Genomic DNA, 4,986 nt, shown 5'->3' with positions numbered 1-4,986 from the left:
ATAGAAGCAAACAACATAGCAAGCAATTGCTAGCGAATCAATTTTTAAATTGAGCTTACAGTCGCAAGACTGTTTCAAACATCTTTTATGAGAGTTTGATCCTGGCTCAGGACGAACGCTGGCGGCGTGCCTAATACATGCAAGTCGAACGCTTTTTCTTTCACCGGAGCTTGCTCCACCGAAAGAAAAAGAGTGGCGGACGGGTGAGTAACACGTGGGTAACCTACCCTCGAGCGGGGGATAACACTTGGAAACAGGTGCTAATACCGCATAACAAAGAAAACCGCATGGTTTTCTTTTGAAAGGCGCTTTTGCGTCACTCGAGGATGGACCCGCGGTGCATTAGCTAGTTGGTGAGGTAACGGCTCACCAAGGCAACGATGCATAGCCGACCTGAGAGGGTGATCGGCCACATTGGGACTGAGACACGGCCCAAACTCCTACGGGAGGCAGCAGTAGGGAATCTTCGGCAATGGACGAAAGTCTGACCGAGCAACGCCGCGTGAGTGAAGAAGGTTTTCGGATCGTAAAACTCTGTTGTTAGAGAAGAACAAGGGTGAGAGTAAAAAGTTCACCCCTTGACGGTATCTAACCAGAAAGCCACGGCTAACTACGTGCCAGCAGCCGCGGTAATACGTAGGTGGCAAGCGTTGTCCGGATTTATTGGGCGTAAAGCGAGCGCAGGCGGTTTCTTAAGTCTGATGTGAAAGCCCCCGGCTCAACCGGGGAGGGTCATTGGAAACTGGGAAACTTGAGTGCAGAAGAGGAGAGTGGAATTCCATGTGTAGCGGTGAAATGCGTAGATATATGGAGGAACACCAGTGGCGAAGGCGGCTCTCTGGTCTGTAACTGACGCTGAGGCTCGAAAGCGTGGGGAGCAAACAGGATTAGATACCCTGGTAGTCCACGCCGTAAACGATGAGTGCTAAGTGTTGGAGGGTTTCCGCCCTTCAGTGCTGCAGCTAACGCATTAAGCACTCCGCCTGGGGAGTACGACCGCAAGGTTGAAACTCAAAGGAATTGACGGGGGCCCGCACAAGCGGTGGAGCATGTGGTTTAATTCGAAGCAACGCGAAGAACCTTACCAGGTCTTGACATCCTTTGACCACTCTAGAGATAGAGCTTCCCCTTCGGGGGCAAAGTGACAGGTGGTGCATGGTTGTCGTCAGCTCGTGTCGTGAGATGTTGGGTTAAGTCCCGCAACGAGCGCAACCCTTATTGTTAGTTGCCATCATTCAGTTGGGCACTCTAGCGAGACTGCCGGTGACAAACCGGAGGAAGGTGGGGATGACGTCAAATCATCATGCCCCTTATGACCTGGGCTACACACGTGCTACAATGGGAAGTACAACGAGTCGCGAAGTCGCGAGGCTAAGCTAATCTCTTAAAGCTTCTCTCAGTTCGGATTGTAGGCTGCAACTCGCCTACATGAAGCCGGAATCGCTAGTAATCGCGGATCAGCACGCCGCGGTGAATACGTTCCCGGGCCTTGTACACACCGCCCGTCACACCACGAGAGTTTGTAACACCCGAAGTCGGTGAGGTAACCTTTATGGAGCCAGCCGCCTAAGGTGGGATAGATGATTGGGGTGAAGTCGTAACAAGGTAGCCGTATCGGAAGGTGCGGCTGGATCACCTCCTTTCTAAGGATTAGCTGGGATGCAGCAATGCAAACCAGCGTTACGGAAGACTACACAGGTTTTGCTTTTATTCGTTCAGTTTTGAGAGGTTTACTCTCAAAGAAACAATTCGTTCATTGAAAACTGGATACAGAAAATAAACAAACAAACCGAGAAAAAAACACCGCGTTGAATGAGTTTTTTATATAGTTCAATTGCTTTTTTTATTGATCGGACTTCTATCGCTAGAAGAGAAGATCAAAAACCAACCGCAAGGTTGATAAGGTTAAGTGAATAAGGGCGCACGGTGGATGCCTTGGCACTAGGAGCCGATGAAGGACGGGACTAACACCGATATGCTTCGGGGAGCTGTAAGTAAGCTTTGATCCGGAGATTTCCGAATGGGGAAACCCAACATCTTTTATAGGATGTTACTTTTCAGTGAATACATAGCTGATTAGAGGTAGACGCAGAGAACTGAAACATCTAAGTACCTGCAGGAAGAGAAAGAAAATTCGATTCCCTGAGTAGCGGCGAGCGAAACGGGAAAAGCCCAAACCAAGATGCTTGCATCTTGGGGTTGTAGGACTCCGATATGGTAGTTTATTCAAATAATCGAAGGACTTGGAAAAGTCCGCTAGAGAGGGTAAAAGCCCCGTAGATGAAATTTGGATAGCACCTAGGAGGATCCTGAGTACGGCGGAACACGAGGAATTCCGTCGGAATCCGGGAGGACCATCTCCCAAGGCTAAATACTCCCTAGTGACCGATAGTGAACCAGTACCGTGAGGGAAAGGTGAAAAGCACCCCGGAAGGGGAGTGAAATAGATCCTGAAACCGTGTGCCTACAACAAGTCAAAGCCCGTTAATGGGTGATGGCGTGCCTTTTGTAGAATGAACCGGCGAGTTACGATTACTTGCGAGGTTAAGTCGAAAAGACGGAGCCGCAGCGAAAGCGAGTCTGAAATGGGCGAATGAGTAAGTGGTCGTAGACCCGAAACCATGTGATCTACCCATGTCCAGGTTGAAGGTGCGGTAAAACGCACTGGAGGACCGAACCCACGTACGTTGAAAAGTGCGGGGATGAGGTGTGGGTAGCGGAGAAATTCCAAACGAACTTGGAGATAGCTGGTTCTCTCCGAAATAGCTTTAGGGCTAGCCTCAGAGTAAGAATGATGGAGGTAGAGCACTGTTTGGACTAGGGGCCCATCTCGGGTTACCGAATTCAGATAAACTCCGAATGCCATTCATTCATCTCTGGGAGTCAGACTGTGAGTGATAAGATCCATAGTCGAAAGGGAAACAGCCCAGACCACCAGCTAAGGTCCCAAAATATATGTTAAGTGGAAAAGGATGTGGGGTTGCACAGACAACTAGGATGTTGGCTTAGAAGCAGCCACCATTTAAAGAGTGCGTAATAGCTCACTAGTCGAGTGACCCTGCGCCGAAAATGTACCGGGGCTAAACATATTACCGAAGCTGTGGATTGCACCTATGGTGCAATGGTAGGAGAGCGTTCTAAGGGCGTTGAAGGTAGACCGTGAGGACTGCTGGAGCGCTTAGAAGTGAGAATGCCGGTATGAGTAGCGAAAGACAGGTGAGAATCCTGTCCACCGTATGACTAAGGTTTCCTGGGGAAGGCTCGTCCGCCCAGGGTTAGTCGGGACCTAAGCCGAGGCCGAAAGGCGTAGGCGATGGATAACAGGTTGATATTCCTGTACCCGTTGTTTTTGTTTGAGCAATGGAGGGACGCAGTAGGCTAAGGAATCAGACGATTGGAAATGTCTGTCCAAGCAATGAGTCTTGAGGTGAGTCAAATGCTTACTTCTTTAAGGACAAGTTGTGATGGGGAGGGAACTTAAGTACCGAAGTTCCTGATGTCACACTGCCAAGAAAAGCTTCTAGTGAGAAAACAACGGCCCGTACCGTAAACCGACACAGGTAGTCGAGGAGAGCATCCTAAGGTGAGCGAGCGAACTCTCGTTAAGGAACTCGGCAAAATGACCCCGTAACTTCGGGAGAAGGGGTGCTGATCTAACGATCAGCCGCAGTGAATAGGCCCAAGCGACTGTTTATCAAAAACACAGGTCTCTGCAAAATCGAAAGATGACGTATAGGGGCTGACGCCTGCCCGGTGCTGGAAGGTTAAGAGGAGTGCTTAGCGTAAGCGAAGGTACGAATTGAAGCCCCAGTAAACGGCGGCCGTAACTATAACGGTCCTAAGGTAGCGAAATTCCTTGTCGGGTAAGTTCCGACCCGCACGAAAGGCGTAACGATTTGGGCACTGTCTCAACGAGAGACTCGGTGAAATTTTAGTACCTGTGAAGATGCAGGTTACCCGCGACAGGACGGAAAGACCCCATGGAGCTTTACTGCAGTTTGATATTGAGTGTCTGTACCACATGTACAGGATAGGTAGGAGCCTTAGACGCCGGGACGCCAGTTTCGGCTGAGGCGCTGGTGGGATACTACCCCTGTGTTATGGCCACTCTAACCCGCAGCCCTTACCGGGCTGGGAGACAGTGTCAGATGGGCAGTTTGACTGGGGCGGTCGCCTCCTAAAGAGTAACGGAGGCGCCCAAAGGTTCCCTCAGAATGGTTGGAAATCATTCGCAGAGTGTAAAGGCACAAGGGAGCTTGACTGCGAGAGCTACAACTCGAGCAGGGACGAAAGTCGGGCTTAGTGATCCGGTGGTTCCGCATGGAAGGGCCATCGCTCAACGGATAAAAGCTACCCTGGGGATAACAGGCTTATCTCCCCCAAGAGTCCACATCGACGGGGAGGTTTGGCACCTCGATGTCGGCTCGTCGCATCCTGGGGCTGTAGTCGGTCCCAAGGGTTGGGCTGTTCGCCCATTAAAGCGGCACGCGAGCTGGGTTCAGAACGTCGTGAGACAGTTCGGTCCCTATCCGTCGCGGGCGTTGGAAATTTGAGAGGATCTGTCCTTAGTACGAGAGGACCGGGATGGACTTACCGCTGGTGTACCAGTTGTCTCGCCAGAGGCATCGCTGGGTAGCTATGTAGGGAAGGGATAAACGCTGAAAGCATCTAAGTGTGAAGCCCACCTCAAGATGAGATTTCCCATTTCTTTAAGAAAGTAAGATCCCTGAGAGATGATCAGGTAGATAGGTCAGGAGTGGAAGTACAGTGATGTATGGAGCGGACTGATACTAATCGATCGAGGACTTAACCAAAAAACTTGGTAATTGTTTATTTTCTGATCCAGTTTTGAGTGAGCGAAACTTACTCAAGTAAATAGTGTGGTGGCGATGGCAAGAAGGATACACCTGTTCCCATGCCGAACACAGAAGTTAAGCTTCTTAGCGCCGATTGTAGTGAAGGGTTTCCCTTTGTGAGAGTAGGACG

Annotated in this window: 3 rRNA genes; all 3 read left to right on the top strand. The window is 50.3% G+C overall.

Annotation, left to right across the window (positions count from 1 at the left end):
• Positions 1-83: 83 nt before the first annotated feature.
• Positions 84-1,643 (top strand): 16S ribosomal RNA (locus tag JZO70_RS22115).
• Positions 1,644-1,903: 260 nt separating this feature from the next.
• Positions 1,904-4,814: ribosomal RNA gene (locus JZO70_RS22110) — 23S ribosomal RNA — on the top strand.
• Positions 4,815-4,879: 65 nt separating this feature from the next.
• Positions 4,880-4,986: ribosomal RNA gene (rrf, locus tag JZO70_RS22105) — 5S ribosomal RNA — on the top strand; the annotation flags it as partial.

Source organism: Candidatus Enterococcus moelleringii (assembly GCF_017377575.1).
Lineage (GTDB): Bacteria > Bacillota > Bacilli > Lactobacillales > Enterococcaceae > Enterococcus_A > Enterococcus_A moelleringii.
The sequence above is the reverse complement of the archived record's forward strand: the minus strand, read 5'-3'. Positions and strand labels throughout refer to the sequence as shown.